Origin of the sequence: Novosphingobium sp. (assembly GCF_965228995.1) — a bacterium.
Classification (GTDB): Bacteria; Pseudomonadota; Alphaproteobacteria; order Sphingomonadales; family Sphingomonadaceae; genus Novosphingobium.
Genome location: NZ_OZ245852.1, coordinates 3,444,891 through 3,460,761 on the forward strand (window position 1 = coordinate 3,444,891; position 15,871 = coordinate 3,460,761).

Below are 15,871 nucleotides of genomic sequence, written 5' to 3' on the forward strand. Positions count from 1 at the left end.
GAAGCAGGCGGCAATGTCACCCCCTGCGCGCTGCGGCCGCCGGGGCAATGCGCTTGCGGCGCTGCTTTGTGGCCCCCGTGCCACCTTGCACGGGGACGAAATTGAGATCGTGAAAGTCGAAGCTGAAATCGGCGAGCGGCGAGAGCGCCTTCATCGTCACCGTGGTGACGCGGCCAGCTGCGACAGCGAAATGGACCACTGCATCTTCGGTCTCGGTGTTTGCAAAGCGCGTGCGGAAGGCATCTTTCCCCCAGACCTCGAGCGCCCCCTTGAATTCGGGCGTCGGCACGAAATCGATGGCGAGCGCGCCGCCCGCCTCGCGCACCACGATATCGCCATACCACGGATCGCGGTAGCGCCCGGCATAGGCGGACAGCGGCAGGCTGGGCGCGCCTTCGGGCTTGATCGGCCCGCCGCCCTTCCAGTCCTTTAGTGCATCTTGCTCGGTGGTCTCCCGCCGTTTGCTGGCCAAGGCCAACCAGTCGGCTGCAGGTGCGCCGATCAACCTGTCGAGCAGTGCATTGCGCAAACCCACCGAAGCATAGTTGTCCTCGACATTGCTGTAGACCGCAAGGCCGCAGCCCAGTTCCGGCAGCAAGGCATGCTGGGTGATCTGCCCCTGGAGGCCACCCATGTGCGAGAGCAGCCGCTGATCGTGATACTGGCCAACGCCCCAGCCCAGCGCATAGGCGCTGATGACTGGCCGGGTCGGCGCCTCCGGGTCGGGGCCCTTGCCGCTGGAAACGATTGTGCGCGGCTTCCACATCTCGTCGGCCTGCGCCTCGCTCCACAAGCGCGAACCATCGGGCAGCTTTCCCTTGGCGAGCTGCACCGCCAGCCACTTGGCCGCATCGTGCGCGCTGGTATTGAGCCCGCCCGCCGCGCCGATCTTGTCCTGCTCGTCGGCGGCGACCGTCTTCATCGGACCCATTCCGCGCACCGGCGGCCCTAGCCGCGCGTGGCGACCGGCCACATTCTCGCCCTGCACGCGTGAGATCGCCGCCACACTTTCCGCCATGCCCAGCGGCTTCAGAATGCGCGTGGTTACCGCGTCCGCCCAACTGAGCCCGGTCAACCGCGTCACGATCATCCCTGCCACGAGATAGAGCAGGTTGTCGTAGGCAAAGGTGGTGCGAAAGCCGGTCGATGGCTTCAGATAGCGCAGCCCGTGCAGGATATCGCCGAGCGTGTGGCTCGACATGGGGAAGAACATGAGGTCGCCTGCCCCGAGCGGCAATCCGCTGTTGTGGATGAGCAGATCGCGCACCGTGAACATGCGTGTGACGACCGGATCATGCAGCTCGAATTCCGGCAGATAGCGCTGTACTGGCGCATCCCATTGCAGTTTACCCGCATCGACCAGCATGGCCAGCAGCGCGGTAGTAAAGGCCTTGGAATTGGAGGCGACGGCAAACAGCGTGTGTTCGTCCACCGCGCCCGCCCGGTCGAGCCTGCGCTGGCCATAGCCCTTGGCGAAGGCCGGCATGCCAGGGCGAACAACGGTGACGGCCAGGCCCGGGACATCGAACCGGGCGCGGAAAGCCTCCGCCAGGCTGTCGATTTCAGGCTCGGTGAGCGTGCCCACAGGCTTTGTCGGCTCCACCGGCGATGAGCCTGCGGGGACTTCGGCCAGAGCCCGCACCGACGTGCTCGCCGCCAGCAGCGATGCTCCTGTCCAGATGAGTGCGCGTCTGCGATCCATTGCCCGTCCCCCTTTTTGGCTCGGCCATTCGACAGAGCGGCGAGGAAGGAGTCAACCGCAGGTCAGCGACCGGGCGAGTGAACTGCCTCCGCTTTGGTGGAACATCCACCGGTTCAGGGAACGGCAAGGCGCGATCACGAAGGTTGTGCGCACAGTGGCGTGCGCATGCGCTTCCCTGGGGGGCCTTGCTTCCGTAGAGTTCGAGCCGGGGCTGTCCGACAGGCCCGGCAAAGCGAGAGGATCGATATGGCAAGGATGAAGCGCGCCCGCACCGTGTGGCTTGGCCTTGCCGCGTTGGCCCCTGCCCCGCTCGCCGCGCAAAGCATGGCCCCAACCGGCTCCGCGCAGGGCGACGTTTCGCTCACCATCTACAACAACGATCTCGCGCTGGTGCAGGACAAGCGGCAGATCACGCTGCAGAGGGGGACGAACCGGCAGGAATTTCCCGATGTCTCGGCGATGATTAGGCCGGAAACGGTAACGCTGAGCAGCGGGGACGCCGGGATTGTCGAGCAGAACTTCGATTATGATCTCCTCTCGCCCGAGAAGCTGCTCGACAAGGCCGTCGGGCAGACGGTGACGATCGTGCGCACCAATCCGGCCACTGGCGCGGAGACGCGCGAGCAGGCGACCGTGCTGGCTAACAACGGCGGGACGATCGTGCGGATCGGAGACCGGATCGAGGTGCTCGAGAGCTATGGCGCGCGGATCCTGTTTTCCGGCCTGCCGCCAAGCCTGCGCGCCCGGCCCACGCTTTCGATCACGCTCAATGCGGCCAGCGCAGGGCCGCGCCCGGTGACGCTGAACTATCTCTCCTCCGGCTTCGGCTGGAAGGCCGACTACGTCGCGCTGTTCGACGAAGCGCAGGGGAAAATGGATCTGCAGGGCTGGATCACGCTGACGAACAGCACCGGCACCAGCTTTCCGGATGCCCGCGTGTTGCTGGTGGCGGGGCAGCCGGGGCAGGACAACAACCAGTACGGCGGCGGACGTCGGCCGATCCAGCGCCAGATCGACTTCGTGCCCGGCACGCAGAGCGCCAACCGCGAACGGCTGGGCGACTTTTATGTCTATCCCCTCGCCGGGCGCACGACAGTGGCCAATGCGCAGCAGAAGCAGGTGAGCTTCCTCGATGTGGCGGGCGCTCCCGCGAGCAAGGGGTACTACTTCCGCAACGACTGGCTGGGTGCATCGGCCGAGGCCCAGAGCTTTGCGACGGTGCTCAAGCTTTCGACCGCGAAAGGCAGCGGCGTGGGCGATGCGCTGCCGGCAGGAACGGTGCGCGTCTACATGCGCGATGCGCGCGGGGCTCCCCAGTTCATCGGCGAGAAATCGATCGACCATACACCGATGGGATCGACGCTCTCGCTCAAGACGGGCGAGGCGTTCGACGTGAAAGTGCAGCCCACGGTGCAGAACCGCGAAAAGATCACCGCGGACGAATGGGAGAGGACGGGGCGCTGGCGCGTGACCGTGAACGGCAAGACCGATGACGTGACGGTGGAACGGCAAAAGGTCTACTGGCGCACGACGATGGCCTACAAGGTCACCAATGCGCGGCCCTCCCCGGTGAAAGTGGAGCTGGTGCAGGCCGGGCTCGACAACTGGTGGAGCGACACGCGGGTGCCTTCGGAAACGGTCAAGGGGACCCAGCGCACACTCGATGAGCGGGCGTGGACGCTCGACGTGCCGGCGAACGGCGAGACGACCCTCACCGTCCAGTTCGACACGCGGTATTGAGCGCAGCATCAGTGCGGCGCGCGCTTCCTCTGGCGGCTCTGGCCATGGCGCTTGCCGCGCCCGTTGCGGCGGCGGCGGGGGAGCCAACCGTGCTCTCTGCCGGACCGGATACGGTGGGCGTCACCATCTACCGCGCGCCCGAACGTGATGCCGATACTGCGATGAACTTGGGCTGGCTCGAAGGCTATGCTCTGATCACCGAGACACGCAATGTCGAGATTCCGGCAGGCGCCGCGACGATCCGCTTCGAAGGCGTGGCAGGCGGCATCCTGCCCGAATCCGCGCTGGTGACCGGCCTGCCTTCGGGCGTGCGCGAAAAGAACCTCGATGCCGATCTGCTTTCGGCGCGCAATCTCTATGCCCGCGCCTTTGGCCGCCCGGTGATCCTGCGCCGCCAGCGCGGCAAGGACGGCAAGGCCGCGGTAACCGAAGAGCGCGCGGTGATCCGCTCCGCCCCCGACGGCGCTGCAATCTTGCAGACGAAGGCGGGCTTCGAGATAGCCGATTGCGGGCGCGGGATTTCCGATGCGCTCATCTATACCGAGATGCCCGAGAGGCTGAGCGCGCGGCCGACGCTTTCCGTGCGCACCGAAAGCGCGGCGCCGCAGCGTGCGACGATCCACCTTTCGTACCTTGCCTGGGGCTTTGACTGGCAGACAAACTATGTCGTGCAGTTGAACCCGGCGACCGGCAAGGCAGACATGATAGCATGGGTAACGCTGGCGAGCAGTGACCCCACCAGCTTTGTCGATGCCAGTACAGCGGTGGTCGGCGGCAAACTGGACCGCGAAGATGCGCGCGAGGACCGCGAAGCGCAGGACGGCGAGCTGGTGCTCCATTGCTACCTGCGCCCGCAAGTGCCCGCGCCGATGGTGGTGCCGCCGCCACCTATAGCAGTACCGGCACCGGCCATGATGATGGAGGCGGCGGACATCCTCGTGACGGCGAAGCGGCGGGCAGATACGCCGCAGGCTGCGCCGGTCAAAGTTACCGAGGAAGGGCTTGGCGATCTCAAGCTCTACCGCGTGCCGATCCCGACCACGGTCGCCGCCAATGCGCAGAAGCAAGTGGCGATGCACGAGCTCAAGGGCGTGAAATTCAAGACCTGGCACACTGCCGATCTCACACCGGATCTCGATACCAACGCTGCGATCAAGCTGCGCGCGCGCAACCGCAGGGAGGAGGGCCTGGGTGTCGCGCTGCCGGGCGGGCCGGTCGCGGTGTTCGAGCCGAATGGCGCGGACCTGCTGCTGGTCGGCCAGGGCGGCATGCGCGACTATGCGGTGGACGAGGATGTCGAAGTGACGCTGGGCCTCTCCCCCCAAGTCCATGTCGCGGTGAGGGAAACCGGTTCCGGCAAGAACTGGACCGACTATGAGGCGAAAGTCAGCAATGCCAATCCCTGGCCGGTCACATTCGAGGGCAGCCTCCGTCTCAGCGACGGGGAGAAGCTGGAGCGGCCTTCCTCGCAGCTTACCCGCAAGTTCGGCCGCCCGACCTGGACGACCAACGTGCCTGGCAATTCCGAAGCGACCTTGCGCTACCGGGTAAACGATCCGGACTGAGCGTGGCGCTCAGGTCCGGGCCGGTACTGATCAACGTGCTTCCTGCTCAGAACCCGAGCACAAGCGTGCCGCTGACCGTGCGCGGGGCGCCGATCTGGGCGAAGTAGGTGGCGGTATGCAGCAGCGTGCCACCAATGCCGCCGACGTAGAACTCGTCGAACAGGTTGTAGACGTTGAGCTGGATGTAGCTGCCGCGGCCGATGCCCTTGAGGTTGACCCGCGCATCGAGATTGACGAGCGTGTAGGCAGGGATCTGCGCGGGGTAGACTTCGGTCGTGCCCGAAACGACGGGGAGATTCTCGTCGTTGTAGTAGCGCGGGCCGGTGCGCTTGGCCGTCACGCCAAGATCGAACGGCCCGACCGAACCGCGCACCGAACCGCCGTAGGAATAGGTCGGGATGCCGGATTCGCGCTTGCCAGTGGTCGCCGCGAAAGTGGTCGCGTTGACCTGCACATCGTTCTGGATTTCCGACTTGAGCGCGCTGGCGAAGGCATAGAGGCTGATCGCGGGGATCGGCTGGTAGGAGACGTAGCCGTCGAAGCCGTACTTCCGCACGTTGCCGAGGTTGCGGTAGACGGTGGTATCGAGTTCGGGATCGTAGGCGCTCGCCAGACGATCGTGGAACTGGTTGTAGAAGCCTGAAATTTCGCCCTGCACCTTGCCGGTGCGATAGCGGACGCCGCCATCGAAGTTGTCCGTGGTTTCAGGCTTGGGCTGCGCCTGCGCGGTGCCGAGCGGGAAAACGAAAGCGTTGTAGAGGCTGTCGGTGCCCGGAACCGAGAGGCCCTTGGCGTAGTTGGCGAAGAGGCTGAACCCGCCGCCGACGCGGTAGACGAAGCCCACGTTGGGCAGCACCTTGTTGAAATTGAAGATCCGCTGCTGCGGCTGCGCAAAGCCGGTGATCTTGTTGGTGGTGCTGTTGTAGGAATAGGGATTGGCGGCAGCATAGGCCGCATTGAGCGTGGCGTCCTGACCGAAGCAATCGACGTTGCCGCTGGCCGAGGTTGCGAAGCAGTAGTTCGTCAGGTTGCGCTTGAAGAACGGAGCGCGCAGGCCGGCATTGATCACGAGGTTGCCGCCGAAGAACTCGCCGCGATATTCGCCCGCAACCTGGTGGAGGATCGCGTAGGAAAGACGGTCGCGCTTTTCGACGGGAACGTCGTTCGATGCGATCAGCGGCTTGTTGATGGGGAACACGTCGGTCGGCTCGCCATCGAACTCCAGAGTGCCCACTTCGCCGGTCTGGCGGTGGCGCGCGCCGTCATAAGTGTAGGCGATACGCACGCTGTTCTCGGGATTGATATCCCACTTGAGGCTGGCGATGAGGCCGAAGCGCCGCGTCTGGGTGTGGCTGGGCGCGAGCAAGCTGACCGCGTCGAGCTTGTCACCATCGCCGTTGAGATCGGTGCCGAAGTAGTACTTGCCGCCGATGAAGCCGGTGTAGGCGGTGGTGCCGATGGTCTTGGTGCCTTCATTGCCGGTGACCGTGCCGCCGCCGTTGGCCTTGACCCACTGGTAGCTCGGATCAACCGTCAGCACGAGGTGATCAGCCAGCGTGAAGCGCGAGGAAATGCGCACGTTGCCGGTGTTCGACGGGTTGTAGCGACGATCGAACTCGGTGCCGCAGGAATTCGTCGTGTCCGCCACGCCCGTAACCCCGAGGGCGACCGTGCAGGGAACGTTGACCGTATAGCCACGCTCATCGGAATTGCCCGGGAACCGGTTGCCCGAACCCGAACCGACGGTGCGGCTGGGATCGTTGCGCAGCGGGAGCGAGCCGAAGAAGTTGTTGCGGTTCTGGTTGTAGTGCGCGGCGATCGAGATGAAATCGTCGCCGGCGAGTGGCTGGTAGACCTTCGCGTTGTACTGCTGCTTGTTGACCTTGCCGTAGTTGTTGAACGGATTGTCGTTCCGGGCGGTGCTGGCAGAGAACCACGCGCGGGTTCCGCTCTTGGTGAGATCACCGGTCTCGATCTTGGCGAAGCCGCGGCGGAAATTGAAATCACCCACCGAGCCCGAAAAGAGCAGGCCGGCTTCATGATCGGGGGTCTTGCTGCGGTAGTTGATCGTGCCGCCGACGGCCGACGCGGTAGGGCTGTCAACATCGGTGGTGCCGAGGTTGACGTTGACCTCCGAGATGATCTCCGGATCGAGCTGCTGGTTCGAATAGATCGCGTAGTTGCCCGAATCGTTGAGCGGGACGCCGTCGAACGTGAGGCTGATGCGGCTCGCGTCGAATCCGCGGATGCTCAGCGTACCGCCGGCCGAACCATAGGCATCATTGTTCTGGAAGCTGACGCCCGGAATGAGGTTGATCGTATCCAGGATCGTCTGGCCCGGATTCTGGCGCTGGATGGTCTCCTGCGTCAGAACGGCCTTCGCCTTGGGCGTATCGGGCGCGGACACGCCGGCCACTTGCTGGACCCCGCGCGTGCCGGTCACCACGATCTCCTTTTCGAAATCGACCGAACCAGTCGACTGAGCCAGGGCCGGCGAGCAAACCGCGGTCATGCCGATCGCGATCGGGCTGGCAGCCGCAAGAAGAATTGGGTGAAAGCGCATTTCATGTTCTCCGATAGGGGATCGATTGATCCGGCGCGGAGAAAGGCCCCGCCAGGCCGCCACCGGGATGGCGCGCTGGGGGAATCGTCTACCTCCGCACATAGCCGCTCAGAGCAGTTGAAGGCGACAGGATTACTACGAACGATATGGACAAAAGGTCCATATTGGCAGATTTGTAATTACCTTATGGTATGATTAATTACTGTTGCAACACGGCAACGAAAAAGGCCCCGGCATCTCTGCCGGGGCCTCGTTTCACGATTATGACCCATCCATATCGGACAGGATCGAATGTCAGCCGATCACGGCCACCATGTGCGGGAGCTTGGCAAGCGCGCCGCGGACTTCGGCGGTGTCTTCCACCTCAACCACGCGGTTCATCTTGCCCAGGCCCAGACCGATGAGGATCTGCTTCTGGCTTTCCGGGCGACGGATCGGCGAACCGATCTGCTTGATCTTGATCTTTGCCATGTCTGATTACTCCACGATGGCCGCGGCTTCCGCCTCGGCCTCAACCGGAGCAGCACCGCCACGACCGAGCAGGTCGGCAATCTTCTTGCCACGACGCTGCGCAACCGACTTGGGGCTGGTCTGATCGGTGAGCGCGTCGAACGTCGCGCGGATCATGTTGTAGGGGTTCGAGGTACCGACCGACTTGGTCACCACGTCGGCAACGCCAAGGCTCTCGAACACGGCGCGCATCGGACCACCAGCGATGATGCCGGTACCGGCGGGCGCCGAGCGGAGGTTGACCTTGCCGGCGCCAAAACGGCCCTTGCCGTCGTGGTGCAGGGTGCGGCCTTCCTTGAGCGGAATGCGGACCATGGTCTTCTTGGCCGAAGCGGTCGCCTTGGTGATCGCTTCTGGCACTTCGCGAGCCTTGCCATGGCCGAAGCCGACACGGCCCTTGCCATCGCCCACCACGACGAGCGCGGCGAAACCGAAGCGCTTGCCGCCCTTCACGGTCTTGGACACGCGGTTGATGTGGACAAGCTTCTCGATGAGCTCCTCGCCGCCATCCTCGTCACGGTTGCCACGACCACCACGGTCATCGCGGCGGCCACGGCCACCACGCTCACCGCCGCGGTCATTGCCGCCACGGCCACGGCCGGGGCCACGATCGCCGCGACCACCACGACCCTCACGGGGGGCTTCGGCAGCGACGTCGGCGACAGGTGCCACATCCAGGTTGGTTTCATCAGCCATCTTAGAACTCCAGCCCGTTTTCGCGGGCAGCGTCGGCCAGCGCCTTGACGCGGCCGTGGAACAGGAAGCCGCCGCGATCGAACATGACGGTGGTGATGCCGGCAGCCTTGGCGCGTTCGGCAATGTCCTTGCCCACCTGCGCGGCGGCATCAACCGTGGCACCGAGCGCCTTCTGGCCCTTGATGAGGCTGGAGGCGGCAGCGAGCGTCTTGCCCGCGGCATCGTCGATGATCTGCGCGTAGATGTGACGGCCGGAGCGGTGCACCGACAGCCGCGGACGGCCACCGGAACGAGCCTTGAGCGCGGTACGGACGCGCTGACGGCGGCGATCGAAGAGCGAGAGCTTGGCCATTACTTCTTCTTCCCTTCCTTGCGGAAGATGAACTCGCCGGCGTACTTGATACCCTTGCCCTTGTAGGGTTCGGGCTTGCGCCAGCGGCGGATCTCGGCGGCCACCTGGCCAACCTTCTGTTTGTCGATACCCGAGATCAGCACCGTGGTGTTGTCAGGGGTCTTGATCTCGATACCTTCCGGCACCGCGAAATCGACATCGTGGCTGTAGCCGAGCTGCAGCTTCAGGTTGGTGCCCTGAGCCGTTGCGCGGTAACCGACGCCGGTGATGTTGAGGGTCTTGGTATAGCCCTCGGTCACGCCGGTCACGAGGTTGTCCACGAGCGTGCGCTGCATGCCCCAGAACGCCCGAGCGGCCTTGGTGTCGTTTGCCGGCTTCACGATGATCGCATTGCCATCGACCGTGTAGCTGATCTCTTCACGCATGCTCAGAGTGAGAGTGCCCTTGGGGCCCTTCACGGTGATCACGCCGTTCGCGATATCCGCGGTGACGCCGCTGGGGATCGTCACCGGCTTCTTGCCGATGCGGCTCATCAGAACACCTCCGCCAGCACTTCGCCGCCGACGTTCGCAGCGCGCGCTTCGGCATCCGAAAGCACGCCCTTCGGCGTCGAGACGATGGTGATGCCAAGGCCGTTGCGCACAACCGGGAGTTCCTTGGAACCCGAGTAGACGCGGCGGCCCGGCTTCGAGACGCGGGCCACGTGCTTGATCGCCGGCTGGCCCTCGAAATACTTCAGCTCGATGCGCAGCTGCGGGTGGGCGCCGGTGGCGTCCTCCGTGAAACCGCGGATGTAGCCCTCGCGCTGGAGAACCTCGAGCACGTGGAGACGCAGCTTGGAAGCGGGCGAAAGGACCGAGTCCTTCTTCGCCTGCTGGCCGTTGCGGATGCGGGTGAGCATATCACCCAGGGGATCGGTCAATGCCATTTCGTGATCCTTACCAGCTCGACTTGGTCACGCCGGGGATCATCCCCTTGTTGGCGAGATCGCGCAGTTCGATGCGGCAGAGGCCGAACTTGCGGTAGTAGCCGCGCGGACGACCGGTGGTGTTGCAGCGGTTGCGAACGCGGGTCGGGTTCGCGTTGCGCGGCAGCTCGGCCATCTTGAGGCGAGCGATAAGGCGCTCGGTCTCGTCGAGCTTCTCGTCGCCAGCAACGGCCTTCAGCGCAGCATACTTCGCCGCGTACTTCTGAACGAGCTTCTTGCGACGCTCATTCTTGTTGATGGAACTCAGTTTCGCCATGGACTTAAGCTCTCTTCTTCAAAACCTTGGCGAGCCAGTTGGCTCGAGCCGGGACATCCTCAGGCGGCCTGCTGCTCTTCAGCAGCTTCGCGCGGGAACGGGAAACCGAAGAGACGGAGCAGCTCGCGCGCTTCCTCGTCGGTCTTGGCGGTGGTGGTGACGATGATATCCATCCCGCGCACCTTCTCGATCTGGTCGTAGCTGATCTCCGGGAAGATGATCTGCTCCTTAAGACCCATCGCGTAGTTGCCGCGGCCGTCGAACGACTTGGGGTTGAGGCCCCGGAAGTCGCGGATGCGGGGCATCGCGATGGTGATGAGACGGTCGAGGAATTCGTACATGCGTTCGCGGCGCAGGGTAACCTTGCAACCGATCGGCATGCCCTCACGCAGCTTGAACTGCGCGATCGACTTCTTCGCCTTGGTGATCACCGGCTTCTGGCCCGCGATGAGTTCCATCTCGGCAGCTGCGGTGGTGACCTTCTTCTTGTCCTGGCTCGCCTCGCCCACACCCATGTTGAGCGTGATCTTGGTGATCGAGGGGACCTCCATCGGGTTGCCATAGCCAAACTTGGCCTGCATCGCGGCGACCACTTCGGCGTGATACTTCGCCTTCATGCGGGGCACGTATTTATCAGCCATCGATCGTCTCCCCGGACTTGACGGCCACGCGGACCTTCTTGCCGTCCTTCGTTTCGAAGCGCACGCGGGTCGGCTTGCCGTCAGCGCCGGCAATGCCCACCTTCGAGATGTGCATCGGAGCCTCGCGGCGGTCGATGCCGCCCTGCGGGTTTTCCTGGGTGGGCTTGCGGTGACGCGCAGCGATGTTCACGCCGGCGACCACAACCTTGTCTTCCTTGGGCATGACTTGCAGCACCGTGCCGGTGCGGCCCTTGTCCTTGCCCGAACGGACGACAACAGAATCGCCCTTCTTGATCTTAGCGGCACCCATCACAGCACCTCCGGCGCAAGGCTGATGATCTTCATGAAGCCGCGGGCGCGCAGTTCACGCACCACGGGGCCAAAGATACGCGTGCCGATGGGCTCTTCGTTCTTGCCGACGAGCACGGCGGCATTGGTGTCGAAGCGGATCACGCTGCCATCGGCGCGGCGCACGTCCTTGCGGGTACGCACGATCACCGCACGGTGCACGTCGCCCTTCTTGACGCGGGCACGCGGCTGAGCTTCCTTGATCGACACGACGATCACGTCGCCGACGCTGGCAAAACGACGCTTCGACCCGCCCAGCACCTTGATGCACTGGACGCGCTTCGCGCCGCTGTTGTCAGCGACTTCGAGATTGGACTGCATCTGGATCATTGATCCGGTTCCTTCTCACTGGCTTGCCGGAACCAGTCCGGCAGTTCCAAAAAATGATGCCTTAGACGTCGGCTTCGATCGCAGCAGCCTTGCCGGCCTGCACGCGGTCAACGACCTTCCACGTCTTCAGCTTCGAAATCGGCGCAGTCTCTTCGATGCGCACGGTCTCGCCAGCCTTGAACGAGTTGGTCTCGTCATGGGCGTGGTACTTCTTCGAGCGGCGGATGATCTTCCCGTAGAGCGGGTGCTTCACCTTGCGCTCGACCTTGACCACCACGGTCTTGTCGGTCTTGTCGGAGACGATCGTCCCGATCAGGATACGCTTGGGCATAGTTGGTTCCTTACGCCTTGCCAGAATTTACTGGGGCGGCCGAGCTGCGCTCGGTCTGCAGCGTCTTGATGCGGGCGATGTCGCGACGGACTTCGCGGATGCGGGCAGGCCGTTCGAGCTGGTTGGTTGCCGCCTGGAAACGCAGGTTGAACTGCTCGCGCTTCAGCTCGACGAGGTCAGCCTGAAGCTGATCGTCGGACTTGACGCGCATGTCTTCAAAATTGGCCATCATTCGCCTCCGAGATGCGAGGTGTCGCCGAGGCGGGCAACGACCTTGGTCTTGATCGGCAGCTTCATCGCAGCGCGGCTGAAGGCTTCGGCCGCGAGAGGGCCGGCAACGCCGTCGAGCTCGAACAGGATGCGGCCGGGCTTGATCCGGGCTGCCCAGTATTCAATCGCGCCCTTGCCCTTGCCCTGACGGACTTCGGCGGGCTTCTTGGTCACCGGCACATCCGGGAACACGCGGATCCAAAGACGACCCTGGCGCTTGATGTGGCGGGTGATCGCACGGCGAGCCGCTTCGATCTGGCGCGCCGTGATGCGCTCGGGCTCGAGCGCCTTGAGGCCGTACGAACCGAAGTTGAGGTCCGTGCCACCCTTGGCGTCGCCCTTGATCCGGCCCTTGAAGGCCTTGCGGAACTTGGTCTTTTTAGGTTGCAACATGGTGCTTACTCTACCTTAGCGAGCCGGACGGACGCCGGAGGTTTGAGCCTCCATCATCAGCCGGTCCTGCGCCATGGGATCGTGACCAAGGATTTCGCCCTTGAAGATCCAGGTCTTGATGCCGATCACGCCGTAGGCGGTGTGCGCCACAGCTTCGGCATAATCGATGTTCGCGCGCAGCGTGTGGAGCGGCACGCGGCCTTCGCGGTACCACTCGACGCGGGCGATTTCAGCACCGCCAAGACGGCCACCGCAGGTGATCTTGATGCCTTCGGCTCCGAGACGGAGCGCCGACTGCACCGCGCGCTTCATCGCGCGGCGGAAAGCCACGCGGCGAACGAGCTGGTCGGCAATGCCCTGGGCAACGAGCTTGGAATCGATTTCCGGCTTGCGGATCTCGACGATGTTGAGCTTCACATCGCTCGCGGTCATCTTGGCAAGCTGGCTGCGCAGCTTTTCAATATCCGCACCCTTCTTGCCGATGATGACACCCGGACGGGCAGCATAGATCGAAACGCGGCACAGCTTGGCCGGACGCTCGATCACCACCTTCGAGATGGCGGCCTGCGGCAGGTGCTCCATGATGAACTTGCGCATGGCAAGGTCTTCACGAAGCAGGTTCTGGTAGTTGCGGCCTTCCGCGTACCAGCGGCTGTCCCAGGTGCGGTTGATCTGCAGGCGCAGACCGATGGGGTTCGACTTGTGACCCATGATCAGGCCTCCTCACCGTTGGCCGCAGCCTCACGCACCACGATCCGCAGACGCGAGATGGGCTTGAGAATGCGGGTGGACTTGCCGCGACCACGGGTGTGGAAGCGCTTCATCGTGATCGACTTGCCGACCGAAGCCTCGGCGACGACGAGTGCGTCGACATCGAGGTTGTGGTTGTTCTCGGCATTGGCGATCGCCGAGGCGAGCACCTTGCGCGCATCAACCGCCATCGCCTTCTTGGAGAAGGCGAGGATGTTCATGGCGTCTTCGGCGCGCTTGCCGCGAATGAGGCCGGCAACGAGGTTGAGCTTCTGGGCCGAGCCGCGGATCTGCGTGCCCACCGAAAGCGCTTCGTTATCAGCAACGCGGCGCGGGGATTTAGGCTTGCCCATCAGCGCTTGCCCTTCTTGTCAGCGGCGTGGCCCGGGAACGTGCGCGTGGGCGCGAACTCGCCGAGCTTGTGGCCGACCATCTCCTCGTTGACGGAGACGGGGATGAACTTGTGCCCGTTGTAGACGTTGAACGTCAGGCCAACGAACTGCGGCAAAATGGTCGAACGCCGCGACCAGGTCTTGATCGGACCTGCACGCGAACCGACGTCCTGGGCCACTTCGGCCTTCTTCAGGAGGTGCAGGTCGACGAAGGGTCCCTTCCAGACGGAACGTGCCATGGGGTGTTACCTCTTCTTCTTCGCGTGACGCGAACGGATGATCATCTTGTCCGTCTGCTTGTTGTGACGGGTACGGGCGCCCTTGGTCGGCTTGCCCCACGGCGTGACCGGATGACGGCCACCCGAGGTGCGGCCTTCACCACCACCGTGCGGGTGATCGACCGGGTTCTTGGCGACACCGCGGGTGAGCGGACGACGGCCGAGCCAGCGGCCGCGACCGGCCTTGGCAAGGTTCTGGTTCGAGTTGTCGGGGTTCGAGACCGCGCCAACCGTGCCCATGCAATCGCCGCGCAGGTAGCGCTGCTCGCCCGAGTTCAGACGAACGATGACCATGCCGCGGTCACGACCGACGAGCTGGACATAGGTGCCTGCCGAACGGGCGATCTGACCGCCCTTGCCCGGCTTCATCTCCACGTTGTGGATGATCGTGCCGACCGGCATCTGGCTGAGCAACATCGCGTTGCCCGGCTTCACGTCGGTCTTCTCACCGGCGACGATGGTGTCACCAACGGCGAGACGCTGCGGCGCGATGATGTAGGTCTGCTCGCCGTCCTCGTACTTGACGAGAGCGATGAACGCGGTGCGGTTGGGATCGTACTCCAGGCGCTCGACGGTCGCGGGCATGTCCCACTTGCGGCGCTTGAAATCGATGAACCGGTAGCGCTGCTTGTGGCCGCCCGCGATACCGCGGCTGGTCACGTGGCCCTTGTTGTTGCGGCCGCCGGTCTTGCTCTTGCCCTCGGTCAGCGCCTTGACGGGCTTGCCCTTCCACAGCGACGACTTGTCGACGAGGATCAGGCCGCGCCGGGCGGGGCTGGTCGGGTTATAGTTCTTGAGTGCCATGGTCTATGCGCCTCAGATACCGCTGGTGACGTCGATCGACTGGCCAGCAGCCAGCGTGACGACAGCCTTCTTGAAGTCCGAACGCTTGTAGGGCTTGCCCTTCCAGCGCTTGGTCTTGCCGTCCTGGTTCAAGGTGTTCACCTTGGTGACCTTGACGCCGAACAGGGCTTCCACGGCCGCCTTGATCTGCGGCTTGGTGGCCTTGTCGGCGACCTTGAACACAACGGCGTTGTGCTCGCTGAGCAGCGTCGACTTCTCGGTGATGTGGGGAGCCACAATCACGTCGTAGTGACGCGTGTCGATTGCGTCCTTAGCCATTATTCAGCCCCTCCCGGGAGGGCGAAACGCGCCTCCAGCTTTTCGACCGCTGCGCGCGTCAGCACCAGCGTATCATGCTTCAGGATGTCGTAGACGTTCGCGCCGACCGCCGGGAGCACGTTGATCCCGATGATGTTGCGCGCGGCGCGGGCGAAGTTGTCGTTCACCGCTTCGCCGTCGATCACGAGGACCTTCTTGCCGAAGCCCGCCTTGGCGAGCGTCGCGGCCAGCGTGGCGGTCTTGCCATCGGTGTCGAGCGTGTCGACCACGACGAGACCGCGACCTTCGGACTGAGCCTTGGTCGAGAGCGCCATCTTCAGACCGAGCGCGCGGATCTTCTTGTTGAGCGAAGGATTGAAGTCACGGACACGCGGACCGTGAGCCTTGCCGCCGCCGATGAAGATCGGAGCCGCGCGATCGCCGTGACGAGCCCCGCCGCCACCCTTCTGGTTGCCGAGCTTCTTGCCGGTGCGCGCCACGTCCGAACGCTCACGCGCTCCGCGGGCGGTGCCACGGCGCTTTTCGAGCTGCCAGGTGACGATGCGGTGGAGGATGTCGGCGCGGGGCGCCACACCGAACACGGCATCCGAGAGCTCGGCTTCGCCGGCTGCGGTGCCATCGAGATTGAGGACCTGAACCTTCAC

Annotated in this window: 22 protein-coding genes; 2 read left to right on the forward strand and 20 right to left on the reverse strand. The window is 64.1% G+C overall.

The window, feature by feature from the left end; translation table 11 throughout:
• Window positions 1-16: 16 nt before the first annotated feature.
• Window positions 17-1,702: a serine hydrolase gene (locus tag ACO056_RS15710; RefSeq protein WP_421848400.1), complete on the reverse strand. Its 1,686-nt coding sequence runs from the start codon at window positions 1,700-1,702 to the stop codon at window positions 17-19.
• A gap of 255 nt (window positions 1,703-1,957) precedes the next feature.
• Here ACO056_RS15710 and ACO056_RS15715 point away from each other — a divergent pair, with 255 nt between their 5' ends.
• On the forward strand, window positions 1,958-3,442 hold the full coding sequence (locus ACO056_RS15715; RefSeq protein ID WP_421855542.1) for a DUF4139 domain-containing protein: 1,485 nt from the start codon (window positions 1,958-1,960) through the stop codon (window positions 3,440-3,442).
• Complete coding sequence (locus tag ACO056_RS15720) at window positions 3,439-5,007, forward strand: DUF4139 domain-containing protein (RefSeq protein WP_421848402.1); 1,569 nt, start codon at window positions 3,439-3,441, stop codon at window positions 5,005-5,007. The genes ACO056_RS15715 and ACO056_RS15720 overlap by 4 nt, the downstream gene beginning before the upstream one ends.
• Before the next feature lie 46 nt (window positions 5,008-5,053).
• On the opposite strand, the gene ACO056_RS15725 is transcribed toward ACO056_RS15720, so the two are convergent.
• From ACO056_RS15725 to rplD, 19 genes are all read right to left on the reverse strand, one after another.
• Window positions 5,054-7,570 (reverse strand): TonB-dependent receptor, encoded by a 2,517-nt coding sequence (locus ACO056_RS15725; RefSeq protein WP_421848404.1) that lies wholly within the window; start codon window positions 7,568-7,570, stop codon window positions 5,054-5,056.
• A 294-nt stretch (window positions 7,571-7,864) separates the two neighbouring features.
• Window positions 7,865-8,041 (reverse strand): 50S ribosomal protein L30, encoded by a 177-nt coding sequence (gene rpmD, locus ACO056_RS15730; RefSeq protein ID WP_421848406.1) that lies wholly within the window; start codon window positions 8,039-8,041, stop codon window positions 7,865-7,867.
• A gap of 6 nt (window positions 8,042-8,047) precedes the next feature.
• Window positions 8,048-8,776 carry a 30S ribosomal protein S5 gene (gene rpsE / locus ACO056_RS15735; RefSeq protein WP_421848408.1) on the reverse strand — a complete coding sequence of 243 codons (729 nt, stop codon included), beginning with the start codon at window positions 8,774-8,776 and terminating at the stop codon, window positions 8,048-8,050.
• A 1-nt stretch (window position 8,777) separates the two neighbouring features.
• A complete protein-coding gene (rplR, locus tag ACO056_RS15740) occupies window positions 8,778-9,128 on the reverse strand; it encodes a 50S ribosomal protein L18 (RefSeq protein ID WP_421848410.1) in 351 nt (116 codons plus the stop codon).
• Entirely contained in the window at window positions 9,128-9,661 is a 534-nt protein-coding gene (gene rplF, locus ACO056_RS15745) for a 50S ribosomal protein L6 (RefSeq protein ID WP_421848412.1), read from the reverse strand. Before rplF ends, rplR begins: the two co-directional genes overlap by 1 nt.
• Window positions 9,661-10,056 (reverse strand): 30S ribosomal protein S8, encoded by a 396-nt coding sequence (gene rpsH, locus ACO056_RS15750; protein ID WP_067913314.1) that lies wholly within the window; start codon window positions 10,054-10,056, stop codon window positions 9,661-9,663. Before rpsH ends, rplF begins: the two co-directional genes overlap by 1 nt.
• A 10-nt stretch (window positions 10,057-10,066) precedes the next feature.
• Entirely contained in the window at window positions 10,067-10,372 is a 306-nt protein-coding gene (gene rpsN, locus ACO056_RS15755; RefSeq protein ID WP_421848414.1) for a 30S ribosomal protein S14, read from the reverse strand.
• A 59-nt stretch (window positions 10,373-10,431) separates the two neighbouring features.
• Entirely contained in the window at window positions 10,432-11,013 is a 582-nt protein-coding gene (rplE, locus tag ACO056_RS15760; RefSeq protein ID WP_421848416.1) for a 50S ribosomal protein L5, read from the reverse strand.
• Window positions 11,006-11,323 (reverse strand): 50S ribosomal protein L24, encoded by a 318-nt coding sequence (gene rplX, locus ACO056_RS15765; RefSeq protein ID WP_421848418.1) that lies wholly within the window; start codon window positions 11,321-11,323, stop codon window positions 11,006-11,008. The genes rplE and rplX overlap by 8 nt, the downstream gene beginning before the upstream one ends.
• Entirely contained in the window at window positions 11,323-11,691 is a 369-nt protein-coding gene (rplN, locus tag ACO056_RS15770; RefSeq protein ID WP_054121079.1) for a 50S ribosomal protein L14, read from the reverse strand. The genes rplX and rplN overlap by 1 nt, the downstream gene beginning before the upstream one ends.
• Before the next feature lie 61 nt (window positions 11,692-11,752).
• A complete protein-coding gene (gene rpsQ / locus ACO056_RS15775) occupies window positions 11,753-12,022 on the reverse strand; it encodes a 30S ribosomal protein S17 (RefSeq protein ID WP_072379290.1) in 270 nt (89 codons plus the stop codon).
• A gap of 10 nt (window positions 12,023-12,032) precedes the next feature.
• A complete protein-coding gene (gene rpmC / locus ACO056_RS15780) occupies window positions 12,033-12,251 on the reverse strand; it encodes a 50S ribosomal protein L29 (protein ID WP_421848420.1) in 219 nt (72 codons plus the stop codon).
• Entirely contained in the window at window positions 12,251-12,685 is a 435-nt protein-coding gene (gene rplP, locus ACO056_RS15785; protein WP_421848422.1) for a 50S ribosomal protein L16, read from the reverse strand. The genes rpmC and rplP overlap by 1 nt, the downstream gene beginning before the upstream one ends.
• Window positions 12,686-12,700: 15 nt before the next feature.
• On the reverse strand, window positions 12,701-13,396 hold the full coding sequence (rpsC, locus tag ACO056_RS15790) for a 30S ribosomal protein S3 (protein WP_067913290.1): 696 nt from the start codon (window positions 13,394-13,396) through the stop codon (window positions 12,701-12,703).
• A gap of 2 nt (window positions 13,397-13,398) precedes the next feature.
• Window positions 13,399-13,788, reverse strand: coding sequence for a 50S ribosomal protein L22 (gene rplV, locus ACO056_RS15795; protein WP_067913287.1), 390 nt, complete (start codon window positions 13,786-13,788; stop codon window positions 13,399-13,401).
• The gene (rpsS, locus tag ACO056_RS15800) at window positions 13,788-14,066 is read right to left on the reverse strand and encodes a 30S ribosomal protein S19 (RefSeq protein ID WP_067913284.1); all 279 of its coding nucleotides are present in this window, start codon (window positions 14,064-14,066) and stop codon (window positions 13,788-13,790) included. Before rpsS ends, rplV begins: the two co-directional genes overlap by 1 nt.
• A 6-nt stretch (window positions 14,067-14,072) precedes the next feature.
• Complete coding sequence (gene rplB / locus ACO056_RS15805; protein WP_421848423.1) at window positions 14,073-14,909, reverse strand: 50S ribosomal protein L2; 837 nt, start codon at window positions 14,907-14,909, stop codon at window positions 14,073-14,075.
• A 12-nt stretch (window positions 14,910-14,921) separates the two neighbouring features.
• Window positions 14,922-15,227, reverse strand: a complete 306-nt coding sequence (locus ACO056_RS15810) for a 50S ribosomal protein L23 (protein WP_067913278.1) — start codon at window positions 15,225-15,227, stop codon at window positions 14,922-14,924.
• Entirely contained in the window at window positions 15,227-15,871 is a 645-nt protein-coding gene (rplD, locus tag ACO056_RS15815) for a 50S ribosomal protein L4 (RefSeq protein ID WP_421848426.1), read from the reverse strand. Before rplD ends, ACO056_RS15810 begins: the two co-directional genes overlap by 1 nt.

What these genes read in the sequence shown, in the direction of transcription:
- ACO056_RS15710 (WP_421848400.1), bottom strand. Translation starts at nt 1,702, where the DNA reads ATGGATCGCAGACGCGCACTCATCTGGACAGGAGCATCGCTGCTGGCG.
- ACO056_RS15715 (WP_421855542.1), top strand. Translation starts at nt 1,958, where the DNA reads ATGAAGCGCGCCCGCACCGTGTGGCTTGGCCTTGCCGCGTTGGCCCCT.
- ACO056_RS15725 (WP_421848404.1), bottom strand. Translation starts at nt 7,570, where the DNA reads ATGCGCTTTCACCCAATTCTTCTTGCGGCTGCCAGCCCGATCGCGATC.
- rpmD (WP_421848406.1), bottom strand. Translation starts at nt 8,041, where the DNA reads ATGGCAAAGATCAAGATCAAGCAGATCGGTTCGCCGATCCGTCGCCCG.
- rpsE (WP_421848408.1), bottom strand. Translation starts at nt 8,776, where the DNA reads ATGGCTGATGAAACCAACCTGGATGTGGCACCTGTCGCCGACGTCGCT.
- rplR (WP_421848410.1), bottom strand. Translation starts at nt 9,128, where the DNA reads ATGGCCAAGCTCTCGCTCTTCGATCGCCGCCGTCAGCGCGTCCGTACC.
- rplF (WP_421848412.1), bottom strand. Translation starts at nt 9,661, where the DNA reads ATGAGCCGCATCGGCAAGAAGCCGGTGACGATCCCCAGCGGCGTCACC.
- rpsH (WP_067913314.1), bottom strand. Translation starts at nt 10,056, where the DNA reads ATGGCATTGACCGATCCCCTGGGTGATATGCTCACCCGCATCCGCAAC.
- rpsN (WP_421848414.1), bottom strand. Translation starts at nt 10,372, where the DNA reads ATGGCGAAACTGAGTTCCATCAACAAGAATGAGCGTCGCAAGAAGCTC.
- rplE (WP_421848416.1), bottom strand. Translation starts at nt 11,013, where the DNA reads ATGGCTGATAAATACGTGCCCCGCATGAAGGCGAAGTATCACGCCGAA.
- rplX (WP_421848418.1), bottom strand. Translation starts at nt 11,323, where the DNA reads ATGGGTGCCGCTAAGATCAAGAAGGGCGATTCTGTTGTCGTCCGTTCG.
- rplN (WP_054121079.1), bottom strand. Translation starts at nt 11,691, where the DNA reads ATGATCCAGATGCAGTCCAATCTCGAAGTCGCTGACAACAGCGGCGCG.
- rpsQ (WP_072379290.1), bottom strand. Translation starts at nt 12,022, where the DNA reads ATGCCCAAGCGTATCCTGATCGGGACGATCGTCTCCGACAAGACCGAC.
- rpmC (WP_421848420.1), bottom strand. Translation starts at nt 12,251, where the DNA reads ATGGCCAATTTTGAAGACATGCGCGTCAAGTCCGACGATCAGCTTCAG.
- rplP (WP_421848422.1), bottom strand. Translation starts at nt 12,685, where the DNA reads ATGTTGCAACCTAAAAAGACCAAGTTCCGCAAGGCCTTCAAGGGCCGG.
- rpsC (WP_067913290.1), bottom strand. Translation starts at nt 13,396, where the DNA reads ATGGGTCACAAGTCGAACCCCATCGGTCTGCGCCTGCAGATCAACCGC.
- rplV (WP_067913287.1), bottom strand. Translation starts at nt 13,788, where the DNA reads ATGGGCAAGCCTAAATCCCCGCGCCGCGTTGCTGATAACGAAGCGCTT.
- rpsS (WP_067913284.1), bottom strand. Translation starts at nt 14,066, where the DNA reads ATGGCACGTTCCGTCTGGAAGGGACCCTTCGTCGACCTGCACCTCCTG.
- rplB (WP_421848423.1), bottom strand. Translation starts at nt 14,909, where the DNA reads ATGGCACTCAAGAACTATAACCCGACCAGCCCCGCCCGGCGCGGCCTG.
- ACO056_RS15810 (WP_067913278.1), bottom strand. Translation starts at nt 15,227, where the DNA reads ATGGCTAAGGACGCAATCGACACGCGTCACTACGACGTGATTGTGGCT.